This window comes from Paenibacillus sp. FSL E2-0201, assembly GCF_037963325.1.
Taxonomy (GTDB): domain Bacteria; phylum Bacillota; class Bacilli; order Paenibacillales; family Paenibacillaceae; genus Paenibacillus_AQ.
Genome location: NZ_CP150154.1, coordinates 2,930,659 through 2,946,483 on the forward strand (window position 1 = coordinate 2,930,659; position 15,825 = coordinate 2,946,483).

Consider the following 15,825-nt stretch of genomic DNA (forward strand, 5'->3'; position numbering starts at 1 on the left):
GTTAAAGATTGATAAAAGCATCCTCTGCCTTGATGTCGTTAGACAGTAAATCATTGTCGGATAGCCACTGTCGTACCTTTTCCCAAGACGCTGGCTCTTGATAACCAAAATTTTGGTCACCTGCATTCATTAGAGGCAGAAGAATCTGCAAGCTCTTTTCTTCTATTTCCTTATCTAGTGGAGAGGTCGCATCTTCGTGTGCAAGCAGTAACTTTAACGCGTTTTCCGGATTTTCCTGGACAAATTGTTGTCCTTTTGTAATGGCGCTTAGAAACTTTTTGAAGTAGGACTCGGAATTTTGTACCCCTTGCTCACTGGCGACAAGGACTAGCTCGTAATAATCGGGTACTCCGAAGTCTGTGGGATTAAACGAGTGAACGGGATGCCCTTCTTTTTCGAGAATTAATTGTTCGTGGTTAATGAACCCGCCCATAATGGCATCTACCTGCCCGGTCGCAATTGCTGGAATAAGGTCGAAGCCTACATCGATTAGTTTACTGGCGTTAGGGTCACCCCCGTCGTTCTGGATCATTGTACGAATCATGGCTTCATAAAGTGGGATGGAAGAATACCCAATTTGTTTACCTGTAAGGTCTTTAGGACTTTGGATATCTCCGGACTGAGGCACCATTAAATGATTAAGCGGATGCCTTACAATCGCTGCAATCGAACGTACTGGAATCTTTTCACTACGTGCCATAAGCACCTGAGGCTGATAACTAAGTGCTAAATCAACTTGATTCGCTGCTACAAGCTTTAGTGCATCATTGGTGTCTGCCGGCATTTGGATCTCTACATCCAGACCTTCCTCTTGGAAATAACCATTTTGCTCAGCCGCATATAAAAATGAGTGAACGGCGTTGGGATACCAATCGAGCATGATTGTCAGCTTGTGCGTTTGTTTGTTTTCGCTATTTGAAGCATTACTTACTTTGGATGTATTTCCGCAGCTGCTTAAGATTAGGACAAAACAGATGAGATATAAGGGTAAAAGCCATTTTTTTTGAATGATTAAAGTATTCATCGATTAGATCCTCTTTTCTTTAAAAATAATGCTTCTAGCAGAGCTATCATCAGAAATAGCATTACACCGAGCGCGGACAACAGAAATACTGCGGCGAACATTTCGTCACTTTGCATATTTCCAGCCATTCTTCGGCTAAAGTAACCGAGTCCTTTGCTGCCGCCGAGCCATTCGCCGATGGTTGCTCCAATTACACAGTACACAATGGATAGCTTTAGTCCTGAGAAAAAAGAGGGCAGCGCCAGCGGGATTTGTGTTTTTGTAAGCAGTTGCCAGCGGTTTGCACTAAAGGTTAATAATAGATCCTTATATGCCTGACCACTTGTACGAAGCCCATCATATGTACTCACAACGACTGGAAAAAAAGCAGTTAGAAAAACTACAGCGACTTTGCTCCACAGCGTATATCCGAACCACATGATAAAAATGGGGGATAGCGCAATTAATGGGATCGTCTGACTGATAATAAGGAAAGGGTAGATGGCCTTTTCAAGCGGTCGAAATAAGAACATTCCAGTACCCAGCAATGCACCACAGATAACCGAAAGTACAAAACCTACTAATATTTCCTGCAGCGTCGCCAATAAATGCTGTCCGAGTAATTGCTTATGCTCGATCAATGCGATACCTATTGCAGAAGGAGCAGGGAGGATAAAAGCTGGAATCCAGTGAAGACGAACAGCTGATTCCCAGATCGCAACAACGAACAACACTAGTAAAATGAAGGGGCCATAATTGTCTAGTTGTTTTTTAAAAGGTATGGGCTGCATACAGTCTCCGCTCCAACTCTTCCCGCAATGCTATAAAACGGGGTTCATAGTTCATTTTGTAATGTCTTGGCCTCGGCAAATCAACAACGATCTCCTGTAATTCGCTATGTGCGCCTCCAGACATTAAATAAATCCGATCGCTTAGTAATAGTGCTTCTTCGAGATCATGGGTGATGAGCATCACTGTTTGATTCAGTTCATCCCAAAGCTCTAACAACCAGCGGTGTATCTCACGTTTGGTCATAGCGTCGAGCGCTCCAAACGGTTCATCTAGCAGCATAAGACTGCCACCGCCGCCAGACACTAGCGTGCGAAGAAATGCGACCCGCTGTTTCATACCACCGGATAGCTCATGAGGGTATGCCTTCTCAACATCACCTAAACCGAAGCGTGACAGCAGGTCTCGAATGTGTGAAATTGTCTGTTGTTTAGTGGACCTTGGCTTAATTTCCCAGGGTAAAAGGCAGTTGTCGAGCACCGTTCTCCACGGTAATAGCAAATCCTGCTGCGGCATGTATGCGATCTGACCTAAGCGAGTAGATGCCGCTGGCCGACCCGAATGAATCATTATTTTTCCATGAGTGGGTTCTAGCAAGCCTGCTATGGTTTTGAAAAGCGTACTTTTTCCGCATCCGCTAGCCCCGATAACAGCGACAAACTCACCTTGCTTAATATCCATGGTTAAGTTTGCAAATACAGGGAGCTGTTTAGACTCAGGAAAAGAGTAGGCTAAGTCTTGAATGGATAGGATTGTCGTGATGATAGAACCTCCTAAAAGTTTTGTATAGCATAGCTTCTTGAGGAACTTCGTACAAAACTTGCTTCGGAAGCATATGCCTAAGTTTTGTATAGCATAGCTACTTGAGGAACTTCATACAAAACTGGCAACGGAAGCATATGCCTAAGTTTTGTAATTGAAAGTAAATAAATAAAGACCCATTCATTTCCGGAGGGAAACAAATGGGTCAAAAAGTTCATTCTGCATAGGAACACTAAAAAATGCATGGGATGAAAATTCTGCTCCACTTCCCTCCGCTGGTATGATCCAGATCAGGTTCCAAGGGTCCGAAGCATAAAGCTCCGTCTCAGTCGGCCGACTCCCCTAGTGAAATAACAGGTCCATATTTAATTTGTTTATAAATATACCATAACTTTCTGAGATGTAAAGAGAGGATCTTATGAAGAATTATTATAAGAATGGGCAATATAAGGGTAAAGAGAGGGGATTCTATAATGAAAAAACTCAGTTTAACTATTCTATTGGTGTTAACCGTGGTGTTTGTAGCGGGGTGCGGCAATAATTCGAATACCGATACTTCCAACAACTCTTCAGCTGGAACGAATGGCGGAACTGCTGCAACTGCGAAAAATAGCTTGGAAGCTGTTAAAGCGAGCGGCAAATTACGGATAGGAACCGAAGGAACCTATGCACCCTTTACGTATCACGATGCATCGGGAAAACTGACTGGTTTTGACGTAGAAATTGCTGAGGAAGTAGCAAAGCGTCTCGGTGCTGACCCTGAATTTTCTGAGACACAGTGGGACGGTCTCTTTGCCGGATTGGACGCTAAGCGGTTTGATGTTATTTTTAACGAAGTATCCATTAATGAAGAGCGTAAAGCGAAATATGATTTCTCTGAGCCATACATCGTATCTAAAGCGGTATTGATTGTGAGTGAAAACAATGAGGATATTAAAGCATTTGCGGATCTTAAGGGTAAAAAATCAGGACAATCTCTGACCAGTAATCTATCCGAAATCGCTCGTGAGAACGGCGCTGAAATCGTTGCTGTAGACGGCTTCAATCAAGCGGTGGATTTACTGACCTCAGGCCGCATTGATGCAACGGTAAATGATGGATTGTCTTATCTGGACCTGAAAAAGCAGAAGCCTGATGTGAAAATTAAAGTGGTGGATGAGATTCCTAATGGTTCGGAAAGTGCCGCTGTATTCCTAAAAGGAAACGACGACTTGGTAAAAGCAGTTAGTGATGCAATTATTGAAATGAAGAGCGATGGAACTTATTTAAAGATTTCTGAGAAATACTTTGGTGCTGACGTTTCAAAATAATTCAAGGTTTCAGAAGCTAAACTAGCCTGGAGCTAAAAAGGATGTCTGAAAATGGATGACCGAAAAATACAAATTTTCTTAGATTCACTGCTACCCCTGCTAAAAGCGGGGGTGGCTTTTACCATTCCTTTAGCATTGATATCCTTTTTACTGGGACTGATAATAGCGATTTTGACTGCACTGGCTCGTCTCTCCCCATGGGTACTTCCGATGCTAATCGCTCGTTTTTATGTATGGGTCATTCGCGGAACTCCTTTGTTAGTACAATTATTTATTATTTTCTATGGTTTGCCTGCAGTTGGGATTGTACTAGACCCATTTATAGCCGCGACCATTGGGTTTACACTTAGTGTTGGGGCTTATTCATCTGAAATTGTACGTGCTGCTATCCTGTCGATACATAAAGGTCAGTGGGAAGCGGCCTTCTCCGTTGGGATGACTCGAGCGCAAGCGCTTCGACGCATTATTCTTCCACAAGCTGCCCGTGTCTCTGTACCGCCGTTATCGAATTCCTTTATTAGCTTGGTCAAAGACACTTCTCTGGCAGCGACTATTACTTATACGGAGATGTTCAGAACAGCACAGCAGGTTGCTTCCACCACCTATGAGCCACTGTTGATCTACTGCGAAGCAGGGTTGTTCTACTTACTATTTTGCTCAGTGTTGTCAGCACTGCAAAATTACTTGGAGAAACGACTGAGTCGTTTTTCTGCGAGCTAAAGGAGGGACTATGATGATTGAAATACTTAATTTGCATAAATCCTTCGGTGAGCTGCAGGTATTAAAGGGTCTTGATCTCAGGATGGAACTTGGTAAGGTTCTGGTCATTATAGGTCCATCTGGCTCTGGCAAAACAACGCTTTTACGCTGTTTTAATCTACTTGAAGTCCCTGATCAAGGAAGCTTATCACTCAGCGATATTAAAATTAATTTCTCGGAAAACAAGAAAATACCGCAGAAGTCCATTTTGGCGTTACGTAAAAAAACAGGCATGGTCTTTCAATCCTATAATCTTTTTCCGCATATGACGGCACTTGGCAATGTGATGGAGGGACAAGTGACTGTCCAGAAACGATCCAAGGATGAAGCACGCGGACGTGCCCTTCAGTTGTTAGGTAAAGTAGGTTTGGCAGACAAAGCGGATGCTTATCCGCACCAACTGTCAGGTGGCCAGCAGCAACGGGTTGCCATCGCTCGTGCTATGGCAGTAGATCCAGAGGTGCTATTGTTCGATGAACCTACCTCGGCGCTCGATCCTGAGTTGGTGGGGGAAGTGCTTAAAGTTATTAAACAGTTGGCAGCAGAAGGAATGACAATGGTGATTGTGACTCATGAAATGAAATTTGCTGCCGATGTGGCTGACCGGATCATTCTGATGGATGGAGGCTATATTCTGGAGCAAGGGACTCCGCAAGAAGTTCTTGAGCACACGAAACATCCCCGTGCGCTGCAATTTCTGAATAGAATTAGTGGTGAAGAAGGATAGAAGAAGATCAACACGCAAAAAAAAAGCAGTTCAGGTTTATACCTGGGCTGCTTTTTCGTATACATCATTCAGATCAGTGAAGTGCCGCGAATTGATTAGGATTTAATACCGGTCTTAAGAAATTCCAAAGCGTTATAGAGCATAATGGCAGCTTCGGCACGCGTAATTTCGCTCTTCGGATTAAACTTCCCGTTAGCGTCTAAGCTATTGATCTTGTATTTAAGCGATCGTTGAACACTGCCTTGATAGGAAGGGTTGAGCGCAGTATCGTCAGTGATATCTACTGGCACAATATTTATCATTGGCAGATTACCAATGCCTTCGACTCCTTGTACTAAGTAATTAGTGAACTCTTCTTTGGTCATTGTTTTGGTAGGGTCAATATCTTTGGGAAGCTCGACATGGTTGTAGTAAGCATTGATAAAAGCTTCAGCATACCATGCTTTATCTTTGACTTTAGTGAACAAGCCGCTGGCAATAGGAGCTTTGTTGAAATCAATGGCCGCGAGGCTAAGCTGGAGACCCCCTGAGATGAATTGAATTCCTTGAGCTGTTGTTACTTTGGAGCTAGGCATGAATTGGGATTCGCTAACCCCTTTAATTAAGCCTTGATTCTTTAAAGAAATGATTTTTTCTTTACCGTTTATGTTATCAAGATCCTTAAAGGTATTTCCGGCTGCAAATATTTGGCCACCCAAAGAGAAGGAGAGAATGGTAACAGTTGTAATCGCGGCTAACGTTCTTTTTTTCATATTCATGGTCATTTCACCTCGTTGTATGGATAGGCCTCGTGGCCGCTATCAAATAATTAAACGCAGAAAAATATGGAAAGGTTGCGGTCAAACCTATATAATTTCACGAAAAAGTAGAATTTGGCAGAAAAATAGGCAGGAATGAATGAAAGAACTTTGGATAAGAGAGCTAGAATGTTATAATGATGTTAGGCTCTATTCATTCGTGATTATTTTTGATATGATTATATCGTAACGATTACTATTTACGTTTAATATTTTGATGCATAAATGGGTGCGTCTCAGTGGATACGGATGTTAAATCATTCCGGGAAGGTAGGAGATCAAATGGATCAAATTTCAAATATCAGTCAGCTGTTTGCGGCGCAAAAGTATAAATTAACGCCCCAGCGTGAAGCTATAGTGAAAATATTGCTCGACAATGAGAAAGATCATCTTAGTGTAGAAGAAGTATATATGCTTGTTAAGAACAGCTATCCGCATTTAGGGCTGGCAACGGTATACCGTACACTCGAGCTCTTATGCGAGCTTCACATTGTTGAAAAGATGAATTTCGGAGATGGAGTTGCTCGATACGATCTGCGAGGGAACGATCATTCCCACATGCATCATCATTTGATATGCAGCGTGTGCGGCAGGTTGGAGGAAATTAAGGATGACTGGCTGGTGGAGCTGGAGAAAAGAGTGGAACGTGAATATGGCTTTAACGTCACGGATCACCGTCTTGATTTCAAAGGTACTTATGGCACATGTAAACGAACAGGCTGCAAAAAAGAAAAAGCAAACAAAGCGGTCTCTTAAGCCGCTATCTAACTAAAAGAAGAAGCTGTCTCAGAAGTAGTAAATACTGCTTAGGGGCAGCTTCTTTTTCGGAAAGTGATATGAATGGAAATGGGGAAATCCTCCCAATAAATCGGCGAAATATCTATATGTCACAACAAATCAGTTGAATTATAGGGAGATATTCCTTAATCTGCACGCAAACAGCGCTTCTTAAAAACCTGAGAAGCGCTACGTTGCGTTTTAAACAGTTAAAGGAGATCCTACTTATGGGTAAGCCTATGTCATTTTTATTAGCTTCGAGTGGGCACGAAGGATTTAATCCATGTTCCAAAGCTGCCAGGGTTACGGCTTTGCACGAGGATCACACCTTCTCCGCGGAATCGGCAGACGAGCGCTTCACCACTGGTTAAACTGTTTAACCAGCCAGAGGCTGCTTTTTCTACCTTGTAGTCCATATAATCTGGCCAAGCGACAAGATGCCCATTGTCGATAATCATCTCTTCGCCAGGTGCTAAGTTAATGGCGTGGATGGCTCCGAAGGAGGACAGGAATACAGTTCCTCTACCACTGATTTCTACAATGAAGAAGCCTTCACCAGAGAAGAGACCGCGCGTTAAATTTTGCATTTTGGTGTTGACTTGAATGCCTTCTGTTCCAGCTAAGAATCCATCCTTTTGAACTAACAACTTATATGAACCATCTAATTCGATAGCTTGGATATCACCCAATGATCCAGGAGACAGTAGTACCTCACTTTGACCACGGATAGCTCTGAGCTCCTGAAAGAAGAACTTTTCTCCGCTCAGCATTCTTCCCAGACCTCGCATAACTCCGCCATCAGCGGTTCCTTTTAATTCGACGTTGGGAGACATTGCAACCATAGCGCCCATTTCAGCTTTAACGCTTTCGCCTGGATCCAGATATACCTTCAGCATTGCAAATGCACCTTCGTACAAAACATCATATCTCATCACTAAAACCTCCGAATCTATTTAAATAAGTTAGAACACTAGCAGTGATCTCATTGTAACGGAATTCCGGCTGCGCTCATAGTCTGAATTATGTTAAAATATAGTTGTCTTATAGTTCACTAATGAATAGGAGAGTGGTGCCACATGGCACGAACCAAAACACAAAAAGCCTTGTTAAAGGCAGAGCGCTCAGGCACCTGGTGCGCAGCTCAAAGTCGAAGATCCAATGGGGATTATGGCTCCATTTCACAGCATGTACGATTAACGCCGAGCAAGCAACAGCAACTGAATAAGAATAAACACAAGGAGCGGATCTTCCAAGATGATGCTCCTTTTCATTTGGCAATTTGATAAGGTGATGTAACTAAGAATATACTGATAGAAGACATAGATGGATAGGAGATATGTAACTAATGAAACAAAACAAATATGACGATACGAATTTCTTCTCAGCGTATAAGCAAATGCCACGTTCCATTGGGGGACTTGAAGCCGCAGGAGAATGGCATGTACTAAAGTCACTCCTCCCAGATTTACATAATAAAAGTGTTCTTGATTTAGGCTGCGGATTTGGCTGGCACTGTTTGTATGCACGTGAGCAGCAGGCAAGTTCAGTCATTGGCGTAGATATCTCTGAAAAAATGCTTCAAGAAGCGCGTGAAAAAACAAACGACCCAGCAATCTCTTATATCCAGATGCCGATTGAGGATATTGATTTTGCGAGCGAACAATTTGATGTGGTCATTAGTTCACTGGCCTTTCATTATATCGAGTCCTTTGAAGCTATTTGCCGAAAGGTACATCCTTACCTAAAGCCAGGCGGCAGTTTTATATTTTCAGTGGAACATCCCATCTTTACTTCTCGAAATGAACAAGACTGGTATGTGGATGACCAAGGAAAACGTCTACATTGGCCTGTCGATCATTATCAGACTGAGGGATTGCGTGAGACCACTTTCTTAACAGAAAATGTGATTAAGTATCACCGCACCATCTCAACCTATTTCAATGACTTGATTGAAGCCGGGTTTGCTATCAAAGCAGTTAGAGAGCCTAAGCCTTCAGAAGAAATGAAAAACGATCCGTGGATGAAGGACGAGGATCGAAGACCAATGTTCCTAATTATTTCAGCTGAAAAACAATAATCTCACCAACCAGAGTTTTGTATGAGTATTGAAGCAAGGGCTATGCCTAAAGTAGTTTATCTACTAAAGGGACAGCCCTGTTTTCATTTATGCGGCGTATCTTTAATCATACTTGTGCTCTGCTGTGTACACGGTACTGTCTAGGAGACATGCCGAATCGACTTCGGAATACGCGGTGAAAATAAGTGTAATTTGCAAAACCACAGGTTTCCGCTACTTGCTCCAGCGGCATTGGACTGAAGGTTATTCGTTCTCTTGCCATCTCTAACCGGACATCATTTACATATTTAATAATGCTGGTACCGAAGGCTTCCTTAAACAAATGAACGGCACGGGAGACAGATATATCTACATGCGCTGCAACATCCTCTAAGAGAAAAGGCAAGGTTGCATGTTCCTCTACATATTGCTTCATGCGGTAAGCTAGGTAACCTTTTGGTGAAATGGCTGGCTGATCTGTAATGAGGCGGTCGATTTCCATACATAGGATTTGTAAATAACAGGCAGATATCGCTGGTGAGAAATCCGAAAGACGTCTATGCTCAAGAATCAGCTGGCGAAACAAGCCGAGAAAATTCTCACTTAAAGGCACACTTAAGAGTGAGGGTCTCTGAGCACGTTCCCACCATTCAGCAATCCATGTTCCTTCACAAAAAATATGATAATCTCCGCTTTCAATCCGCGGCTTACCTACAGGATACTCTTCCTTATCAATGATTAAATAATAAGGATCATTAGGAGCGAAGAGCATGATATCGCCGCTCTCCACTGGAGTCATCACACCGTCGATCATTGCTCTGCTTCGACCCTCTGTTTGCAGACGAATTAAATAGTTCTGATTTCCATGACTGTGAGACATATGAAAAGGTTTGCGGTGAAAAGAAAATCCGGCGGATAATACGTGACAGGTAGTTGATTGAGTCATGGTTCCTCCTTGATGTTCAGAAATGATAATCAGATTGTTCATGTTTTAATCATATTATTCATTTTATTATATACGCTTTCATATTACTATGTACCTAAGCAATAAAGAAAGAAATCGACCATCTACGCTATACGGAGTCGATATTAGCTATGCAAACAAGAATGGCAGTTAAAGGAAACTAATGGGAATCAGATTAGTCAATTCTGCAACAGCATTATTGTTCAAGTGATTGCTGCTATTGATCTCTTTGGGGACGAGCAGCGGAAAGAAGTTTAAACGAATTAGTAAGCTAACCCTAAACCCATTGGAGTGATTAGAACATGCTGAAGATAGGTCTGCAATTGTACACACTTAGAGAAGAACTGGAACAGGATTTCGAAGGAACACTGCGCAAGGTAGCAGCCCTTGGATATAAAGGTGTAGAGTTTTTTCACTTTTTCGGTCGTACTGCAGCAGAAGTTAAACAATTGCTAAATGAGCTTGGATTGGTCGCGCTCGGCGCACATCGTCCTTATGACGCATTGTTGAATGATACAGAAGCAGAGATTTCTTACAATCTTGAGATTGGAAATCCTCATTTGATTGTTCCTTATCTGTCAGAAGAACAACGTAACTATGAAGAAGTTGCCGCGAACCTGAAGATTATTGGAGAAAAATGCAAAGCGGGCGGAGCGGTTCTTCTGTATCACAATCATGATTTCGAATTAACGGATAAATATGGGGATAGTGACCGAACTGCTTTTGATGGATTGTTTGAAGAGGTGCCGGCTGATCTGCTACAAGTGGAAATGGATACTTGCTGGGTACATCATGCGGGCTATGATGCGGTTGAATATATCAACAAGTACGCAGGTCGACTGCCGATCATCCATCTGAAGGATCTGAAGAAACACGAAGACGGTTCACCGGAAACGGTTGTACTAGGTGAAGGTGAAGTGAACCTTACTGCAATTTTAGATGCAGCTGTTCAGGCAAATGTGGAGTGGGCGGTAGTAGAACAGGATTTCTGCAGTCGTTCACCATTAGAAAGTGTAGAAGATAGTTTGAAATGGGTAAAAGCATACGCAAATCAAGGAGGAAAAGTTCATGTCTAATAAGTTGAGAATTGCTATTGTAGGTTGCGGTGGGATCGCAAATGGAAAACATATGCCAAGTTTGTCACGTCAAAAGGATGCTGAAATGGTAGCTTTCTGCGATATCGTTGAAGAACGTGCTCAGGAAGCAGCTAAGACCTATGGTGCTGAGGGTGCTGCTGTTTACACAGATTACACCGAGTTATTGAAAGTTGGCGGTTTTGATATTGTTCATGTTTGCACACCGAATGACAGTCACTCCGTGATTACTATTGCTGCATTGGAAGCAGGTAACCATGTAATGTGCGAGAAACCAATGGCTAAAACCACTGCCCAAGCACAAGAAATGTTGGACGCTGCGAAGCGTACGGGGATGAAGTTGTCTGTCGCTTACCAGAACCGTTATCGTTCGGATAGTGAATACCTTAAAGCACTCTGCGAAAACGGCGAACTAGGTGATATCTATTATGCAAAAGCAATTGCCCTTCGTCGTCGTGCGGTTCCTACTTGGGGCGTGTTCCTGGATGAAGAAAAGCAAGGCGGCGGCCCACTGATCGATATCGGTACGCATGCACTTGATCTTACTTTATGGATGATGGATAATTATAAACCACGCAGTGTTATGGGCTCGTCTTTCCATAAGCTGAGTAACCGAAAGAACGCTGGAAATGCCTTTGGTCCTTGGGATCCTGAGCAATTTAAGGTAGAAGATTCTGCTTTTGGATTTATTACCATGGAAAATGGTGCTACAATTGTACTTGAATCCAGCTGGGCACTAAATGTATCTGAGTATCGAGAAGCTCAAACGCTTCTTGCAGGTACAGAAGGTGGTGCAGATATGAAGGATGGTCTGCGCCTAAACGGTGACCGTGGTGGACGTCTGTATGAGACCAAAGTAGACTTGTCTGCTGGTGGAGTAGCGTTCTTTGATGGAGGACAGGAAAATGAATCTGATCGTGAAGCTCGCTTGTGGCTTGAGGCGGTTAGAGAAGACAAGGAACCTGTAGTTAAACCTGAGCAGGCCCTCGTTGTTACTCAAATCTTGGAAGCTATTTATGAATCTTCACGTACAGGTCGCGCTGTGTATTTTGACGGCACATCAGATAATTAATAGAGAATCAGGAGTGGAAGTCATGAGCTCAAACATACATTCCGTAGTCATCGTTGGCTTTGGAGGAATGGGGAAATATCACGCAGAATTAATTAAGGAGAATAATTCCTTAGAAGTGGTAGGAACATACGACTTGCTTGAAGCACGTCGTACGGACTCCATCAAAGCTGGCTACAAGGTATTTGAAAGTTATGAAGAAGTATTAGCAGATCCTTCAGTTGAGATCGTTCTTATTGCTACACCAAATGATGTGCACAAAGAAATTGCAGTACGTGCGCTCCAAGCCGGAAAACATGTTATTTGTGAGAAGCCGGTGGCTATGTCGAAGGAAGAGCTTCAAGAAATGCTGGCCGCTGCGGATGCAGCAGGACGTGTGTTCATGGTTCACCAGAATAGACGTTGGGATGAAGATTTCTTAACGATCAAGAAAATGTATGATCAAGAGACAATCGGCTCGTTGTTCCAGATTGAATCCCGTGTACATGGAGCGAATGGTATTCCTGGGGACTGGCGTCATGTCAAGGCACAAGGTGGAGGTATGCTGCTGGATTGGGGCGTTCATTTATTGGACCAGCTTTTATTTATGATCGACAGCAAAGTTACCAGTGTGAGCAGCAGCCTGAGCTTTATTCTAGGCAATGATGTAGATGATGGTTTTGAAGCCATCCTACAATTTGAAAATGGAATAAAAGCTATCGTTGAGGTTGGTACAACCAACTTCATCACATTGCCTAGATGGTATGTGAAGGGTATTGAAGGCACGGGCATTATCGAGGATTGGTCTTTAACAGGTCGTTTAGTCACTAGAAACACTGAAGGTGAAAAGATCGAACCTAAGCCTATTCGTGCAGGTGTTGGATTAACTAAAACGATGGCACCTCCTTCTGAAGGGGCTACCATTACAGAAGCTTTACCTCAACCAGCCGATATAGGTTCTAGCTTCTATGACAATTTCGCAGCCGTAATTGAGGGTACAGCCGAACCAATCGTTAAGAATGCCGAAGTAATGCGTGTTCAGAATTTGATTGAGGCTATTTTTGAATCTGCTGAGAAGAATCAAGTGCTGAAAGACTTCGATATGTATGGTGAAGGTAAGTAAACTATTTGCAAAAGAGGTGACTTACATTGAAACTTGGAGTATTTATGGTCTTGTTTGACGGTCGTAAGCTGGAGGATGCTCTTGATTATGTAGTGTCCAAAGGACTTAAGGCGGTAGAGATTGGTACAGGGGGTAATCCTGGTAACAGTCACTGCAATCCTAAGATGCTTCTCGAGAATGAGACAGCATTGAAAGAATTTAAACATGCTGTGGAATCCCGTGGATTGACGATCAGTGCACTGAGCTGTCACGGAAATCCGCTACACCCACAAAAAGAGCTTGCTCAGAAGGATCATGAGGACTTTGTGAACTCGGTCAAATTGGCGCAGAAACTAGGCATTCCAGTCGTTAATACGTTTTCTGGATGTCCAGGTGATCATGAGGGTGCCAAGTACCCGAACTGGCCGGTAGCTCCATGGCCAAATGATTATCAAGAGATTCTGGATTGGCAATGGGAGAATAAAGTGATTCCTTACTGGACCGAATGGGGAGCTTTTGCCGCAGAGCACGATGTGAAAGTCGGTCTTGAGCTCCATGGCGGATTCTCCGTCCACACACCGGGTACTCTTCTGCGCTTGAGAGAAGCTGCGGGTGAGGTTATCGGAGCTAACCTTGATCCGAGTCATATGTGGTGGCAAGGAATTGATCCGGTACAGGCGATTCATATTTTGGGCCGCCAAGGTGCGATCCATCATTTCCATGCTAAAGATACTGTTATTGATCCGGTTAATGTTAATATGCATGGCTTAACAGATATGCAATCCTATACCAAGATGCTTGACCGTGCATGGCAATTCCGTTCGGTCGGCTTTGGACATGATCTTAAGACTTGGGCTGACATTATAAGTGCTCTTCGTTTAGTCGGTTATGATTATGTAGTTAGTATTGAGCATGAAGATGGACTGATGTCTGTAGAAGAAGGCTTCTCCAAAGCTGTAAGTAATCTTCAACAAGTATTGATTGAGGAGCCACTAACAGAAATGTGGTGGGTTTAAAATCAATTGTATAGACATAAGAAATGACGTGCGCAAGCACGTCATTTTTCCTGTATTAATAATCTGAATTTTAAACCTAAAAATTGGAGGACGAGCATGCAGCCGATAAAAATACAGAGAGAACATAAACTTCAGATTACATCCAGTATTCAGGATTATTTTGATACCGAGCTATCTAGCGAAATTGGTCAATTAGCAAGTGAGAATCTTCTGGATTTTATGCTCAAAGAACTCTCACCTTATATTTACAACCAAGCACTGGCAGACGCCCGTAAAGTGATTGAGCAAAAGATGATTTCTGTAGAAGAAGAATTGTATGCACTTGAGCAACCATTAACACTTGGCAAAAGATAGTCCGAACAAGATGTTGTTTACCGCAGATTGGTAATCGTTACGTCTGGATCAGTCTCTGCTTCGTAATCTACACCTTCAGTCTCGAAACCAAATAACTGGAAGAACTCCTGTTTGTAGCTTTCTAGATCTGTTAATTCATAGATGTTGTCTGTACTGAGTTCATCCCAGATTTGACTCACTTGATGCTGTACAGCCGGAGACAGCTCCCAGTCGTCTATTCGGATACGGCCTTCTTCGTCCACAGGAGTTCCTTCGACTGCGTAGAGACGTTCTGTGAATAAGCGATAGGTTTGTTCAATACAACCTTCATGAAGCCCTTTTTCTTTCATGACTTTGTATAGCGCAGAAGTGTAGAGAGGGACGACAGGAATTGCCGAGCTAGACTGTGTGACAAGACCTTTCGTAACCGCTACATAGGCCCGACCGCCAATACTAGATAGTTCTTCGTTAAGCGTATGTGCTGTGGATTCGAGATGATCTTTTGCACGTCCAATCGTTCCTTTACGATAAACGGATTGGGTGATTTCTGGTCCGATATAAGAGAAAGCGATTGTGGTGGCATGATCGGCCAAAGCGCCGGCTTGCTGGAGTGCTTCAATCCAAAGCTGCCAATCGTCACCACCCATGACACGAATGGTATCATCGATTTCCTTCTCGGCTGCAGGCTCGATTGAAATTTGGCTGACCTCACCCGTATGAAAGTTTACGGTTTTATTCGTGTAGGTATCTCCTACAGGTTTAATTACGGAGTTATAAACATCACCTGTTACAGGATCTGTTCGGCGAGCTGAAGCAACGCTGTAGATGACGAGATCAACTTGTCCCAACTCACTGCGGATCAGTTGTATAGTTCTTTCCTTCGTCTCCTTGGAGAAGGCATCACCAGTTACACTGAAGGATTGAAGCCCGGCTTTCTCTGCAAGCTCTTCAAAAGCTGCTGAATTGTACCATCCAGCAGACGCTGTACGGGCTCCATTGCTGCTGCTCTGACGGTAGACGCCTATTGTGCTAGCTCCAGCCCCAAAGGCGGCTGTAATCCGTGAGGCGAGGCCGTATCCTGTAGAGGCACCAATGACAAGCACCTTGCGCGGCCCTTTAATCTCGGGATGTGTCTGAATATATTCGATTTGCCGCTCTACTTGACGAGCGCATCCTTGCGGATGTGCGGTAGTACAGATAAAGCCGCGTGTTCTAGGTTTGATAATCATGATAATGGTTTCCTCTCTTTCATGAAAAGCAGGCTAATGATACTCGGTAGTTCTAATTT

General features: G+C 43.3%; 18 protein-coding genes and 1 riboswitch. Of the genes, 11 read left to right on the forward strand and 7 right to left on the reverse strand.

From position 1 onward, the window contains the following. Position 1: 1 nt before the first annotated feature. From NSU15_RS12910 to NSU15_RS12920, 3 genes are read right to left on the reverse strand one after another with little or no spacing between them, the layout of a single operon-like run. Positions 2–1,024 carry an ABC transporter substrate-binding protein gene (locus NSU15_RS12910; protein WP_139328465.1) on the reverse strand — a complete coding sequence of 341 codons (1,023 nt, stop codon included), beginning with the start codon at positions 1,022–1,024 and terminating at the stop codon, positions 2–4. Then, complete coding sequence (locus NSU15_RS12915) at positions 1,021–1,794, reverse strand: ABC transporter permease (RefSeq protein WP_170880232.1); 774 nt, start codon at positions 1,792–1,794, stop codon at positions 1,021–1,023. The genes NSU15_RS12910 and NSU15_RS12915 overlap by 4 nt, the downstream gene beginning before the upstream one ends. Then, on the reverse strand, positions 1,775–2,473 hold the full coding sequence (locus tag NSU15_RS12920) for an ABC transporter ATP-binding protein (RefSeq protein ID WP_081389737.1): 699 nt from the start codon (positions 2,471–2,473) through the stop codon (positions 1,775–1,777). The genes NSU15_RS12915 and NSU15_RS12920 overlap by 20 nt, the downstream gene beginning before the upstream one ends. Before the next feature lie 331 nt (positions 2,474–2,804). Then, positions 2,805–2,908, reverse strand: a riboswitch (TPP riboswitch). A gap of 119 nt (positions 2,909–3,027) precedes the next feature. On the opposite strand from NSU15_RS12920, the gene NSU15_RS12925 reads away from it, so the two are divergent. Genes NSU15_RS12925 through NSU15_RS12935 form a run of 3 tightly spaced genes read left to right on the forward strand, consistent with a single transcriptional unit; the run spans position 3,028 to position 5,350 of the window. Then, complete coding sequence (locus NSU15_RS12925; protein WP_076117550.1) at positions 3,028–3,864, forward strand: amino acid ABC transporter substrate-binding protein; 837 nt, start codon at positions 3,028–3,030, stop codon at positions 3,862–3,864. Between the two features lie 51 nt (positions 3,865–3,915). Further along, on the forward strand, positions 3,916–4,584 hold the full coding sequence (locus NSU15_RS12930; protein ID WP_076117548.1) for an amino acid ABC transporter permease: 669 nt from the start codon (positions 3,916–3,918) through the stop codon (positions 4,582–4,584). Positions 4,585–4,597: 13 nt separating this feature from the next. Then, a complete protein-coding gene (locus tag NSU15_RS12935) occupies positions 4,598–5,350 on the forward strand; it encodes an amino acid ABC transporter ATP-binding protein (RefSeq protein WP_339291334.1) in 753 nt (250 codons plus the stop codon). A 95-nt stretch (positions 5,351–5,445) separates the two neighbouring features. Here the strand turns inward: NSU15_RS12935 and NSU15_RS12940 are convergent, their stop codons facing one another. Next, a complete protein-coding gene (locus NSU15_RS12940; protein WP_339290731.1) occupies positions 5,446–6,108 on the reverse strand; it encodes an S-layer homology domain-containing protein in 663 nt (220 codons plus the stop codon). Positions 6,109–6,429: 321 nt separating this feature from the next. Here NSU15_RS12940 and NSU15_RS12945 point away from each other — a divergent pair, with 321 nt between their 5' ends. Next, on the forward strand, positions 6,430–6,903 hold the full coding sequence (locus NSU15_RS12945; RefSeq protein ID WP_042127021.1) for a transcriptional repressor: 474 nt from the start codon (positions 6,430–6,432) through the stop codon (positions 6,901–6,903). 272 nt (positions 6,904–7,175) lie between these two features. On the opposite strand, the gene NSU15_RS12950 is transcribed toward NSU15_RS12945, so the two are convergent. Further along, positions 7,176–7,856 carry a TIGR00266 family protein gene (locus NSU15_RS12950; protein WP_042127023.1) on the reverse strand — a complete coding sequence of 227 codons (681 nt, stop codon included), beginning with the start codon at positions 7,854–7,856 and terminating at the stop codon, positions 7,176–7,178. 144 nt (positions 7,857–8,000) lie between these two features. Between NSU15_RS12950 and NSU15_RS12955 the strand changes: the two genes are divergently transcribed. Both NSU15_RS12955 and NSU15_RS12960 read left to right on the forward strand, forming a co-directional pair. Further along, a complete protein-coding gene (locus NSU15_RS12955; protein ID WP_339290732.1) occupies positions 8,001–8,207 on the forward strand; it encodes a hypothetical protein in 207 nt (68 codons plus the stop codon). A 62-nt stretch (positions 8,208–8,269) separates the two neighbouring features. Continuing rightward, positions 8,270–9,001, forward strand: a complete 732-nt coding sequence (locus NSU15_RS12960; RefSeq protein WP_076117542.1) for a class I SAM-dependent methyltransferase — start codon at positions 8,270–8,272, stop codon at positions 8,999–9,001. A gap of 106 nt (positions 9,002–9,107) precedes the next feature. Here the strand turns inward: NSU15_RS12960 and NSU15_RS12965 are convergent, their stop codons facing one another. Next, a complete protein-coding gene (locus NSU15_RS12965) occupies positions 9,108–9,926 on the reverse strand; it encodes an AraC family transcriptional regulator (RefSeq protein ID WP_042127028.1) in 819 nt (272 codons plus the stop codon). Positions 9,927–10,246: 320 nt separating this feature from the next. Between NSU15_RS12965 and NSU15_RS12970 the strand changes: the two genes are divergently transcribed. From NSU15_RS12970 to NSU15_RS12990, 5 genes are all read left to right on the forward strand, one after another. Next, positions 10,247–11,020 carry a sugar phosphate isomerase/epimerase gene (locus NSU15_RS12970; RefSeq protein ID WP_042127031.1) on the forward strand — a complete coding sequence of 258 codons (774 nt, stop codon included), beginning with the start codon at positions 10,247–10,249 and terminating at the stop codon, positions 11,018–11,020. Further along, positions 11,013–12,110 (forward strand): Gfo/Idh/MocA family oxidoreductase, encoded by a 1,098-nt coding sequence (locus NSU15_RS12975; protein ID WP_076117538.1) that lies wholly within the window; start codon positions 11,013–11,015, stop codon positions 12,108–12,110. The genes NSU15_RS12970 and NSU15_RS12975 overlap by 8 nt, the downstream gene beginning before the upstream one ends. A 22-nt stretch (positions 12,111–12,132) precedes the next feature. Then, positions 12,133–13,209 carry a Gfo/Idh/MocA family oxidoreductase gene (locus NSU15_RS12980; protein ID WP_042127034.1) on the forward strand — a complete coding sequence of 359 codons (1,077 nt, stop codon included), beginning with the start codon at positions 12,133–12,135 and terminating at the stop codon, positions 13,207–13,209. A gap of 26 nt (positions 13,210–13,235) precedes the next feature. After that, positions 13,236–14,204 carry a sugar phosphate isomerase/epimerase gene (locus tag NSU15_RS12985; protein WP_339290734.1) on the forward strand — a complete coding sequence of 323 codons (969 nt, stop codon included), beginning with the start codon at positions 13,236–13,238 and terminating at the stop codon, positions 14,202–14,204. A 96-nt stretch (positions 14,205–14,300) separates the two neighbouring features. Then, positions 14,301–14,558, forward strand: coding sequence for a DUF2164 domain-containing protein (locus tag NSU15_RS12990; protein WP_042127038.1), 258 nt, complete (start codon positions 14,301–14,303; stop codon positions 14,556–14,558). 17 nt (positions 14,559–14,575) lie between these two features. Here NSU15_RS12990 and fabV read toward each other — a convergent pair whose 3' ends face one another. Further along, positions 14,576–15,766 carry an enoyl-ACP reductase FabV gene (gene fabV / locus NSU15_RS12995; protein ID WP_339290736.1) on the reverse strand — a complete coding sequence of 397 codons (1,191 nt, stop codon included), beginning with the start codon at positions 15,764–15,766 and terminating at the stop codon, positions 14,576–14,578. Positions 15,767–15,825 lie beyond the last annotated feature (59 nt).

Excerpts from the sequence above, each read along its gene's own strand:
- NSU15_RS12920 (WP_081389737.1), bottom strand. The coding sequence starts at position 2,473 with ATGGATATTAAGCAAGGTGAGTTTGTCGCTGTTATCGGGGCTAGCGGA.
- NSU15_RS12965 (WP_042127028.1), bottom strand. The coding sequence starts at position 9,926 with ATGACTCAATCAACTACCTGTCACGTATTATCCGCCGGATTTTCTTTT.
- NSU15_RS12955 (WP_339290732.1), top strand. The coding sequence starts at position 8,001 with ATGGCACGAACCAAAACACAAAAAGCCTTGTTAAAGGCAGAGCGCTCA.
- NSU15_RS12975 (WP_076117538.1), top strand. The coding sequence starts at position 11,013 with ATGTCTAATAAGTTGAGAATTGCTATTGTAGGTTGCGGTGGGATCGCA.
- NSU15_RS12990 (WP_042127038.1), top strand. The coding sequence starts at position 14,301 with ATGCAGCCGATAAAAATACAGAGAGAACATAAACTTCAGATTACATCC.
- NSU15_RS12935 (WP_339291334.1), top strand. The coding sequence starts at position 4,598 with ATGATTGAAATACTTAATTTGCATAAATCCTTCGGTGAGCTGCAGGTA.
- NSU15_RS12930 (WP_076117548.1), top strand. The coding sequence starts at position 3,916 with ATGGATGACCGAAAAATACAAATTTTCTTAGATTCACTGCTACCCCTG.
- NSU15_RS12925 (WP_076117550.1), top strand. The coding sequence starts at position 3,028 with ATGAAAAAACTCAGTTTAACTATTCTATTGGTGTTAACCGTGGTGTTT.
- NSU15_RS12915 (WP_170880232.1), bottom strand. The coding sequence starts at position 1,794 with ATGCAGCCCATACCTTTTAAAAAACAACTAGACAATTATGGCCCCTTC.
- NSU15_RS12950 (WP_042127023.1), bottom strand. The coding sequence starts at position 7,856 with ATGAGATATGATGTTTTGTACGAAGGTGCATTTGCAATGCTGAAGGTA.
- NSU15_RS12960 (WP_076117542.1), top strand. The coding sequence starts at position 8,270 with ATGAAACAAAACAAATATGACGATACGAATTTCTTCTCAGCGTATAAG.
- fabV (WP_339290736.1), bottom strand. The coding sequence starts at position 15,766 with ATGATTATCAAACCTAGAACACGCGGCTTTATCTGTACTACCGCACAT.
- NSU15_RS12970 (WP_042127031.1), top strand. The coding sequence starts at position 10,247 with ATGCTGAAGATAGGTCTGCAATTGTACACACTTAGAGAAGAACTGGAA.
- NSU15_RS12910 (WP_139328465.1), bottom strand. The coding sequence starts at position 1,024 with ATGAATACTTTAATCATTCAAAAAAAATGGCTTTTACCCTTATATCTC.
- NSU15_RS12940 (WP_339290731.1), bottom strand. The coding sequence starts at position 6,108 with ATGAATATGAAAAAAAGAACGTTAGCCGCGATTACAACTGTTACCATT.
- NSU15_RS12945 (WP_042127021.1), top strand. The coding sequence starts at position 6,430 with ATGGATCAAATTTCAAATATCAGTCAGCTGTTTGCGGCGCAAAAGTAT.
- NSU15_RS12980 (WP_042127034.1), top strand. The coding sequence starts at position 12,133 with ATGAGCTCAAACATACATTCCGTAGTCATCGTTGGCTTTGGAGGAATG.